The organism is Leifsonia sp. HAY1-4F (assembly GCF_056755275.1).
Genome location: NZ_JBNDHX010000714.1, coordinates 1 through 231, shown reverse-complemented (window position 1 = coordinate 231; position 231 = coordinate 1). Strand labels below are relative to the sequence as shown.

1 pseudogene is annotated in these 231 nt (G+C 70.1%); it reads left to right on the top strand.

Annotation, left to right across the window (positions count from 1 at the left end):
* Positions 1-231 (top strand): annotated as a pseudogene (locus ACPYOG_RS21080) (FAD-dependent oxidoreductase); the annotation flags it as partial.

Sequence of the window (231 nt, the reverse complement as noted above, 5' to 3'; positions counted from 1 at the left end):
GAAGGGGTTCACGAGGCGTGCGACAACGGCTACCGTGGCGATCCGCGAGGAACGCTGGTCGGCTTCGTGTCCGACGAGGCCGCCGGCGCGGTGTTCCGGCTGACACCCTAGGAGCGCAGGGCGCGTATCCTCGAGTCGCTGTCGCACTACTACGGGCCGCAGGCGCTCGAGCCGGTGGTGTACTTGGAGAGCGACTGGGGCAGCGAGGAGTGGACCCGCGGCGCCTACGCC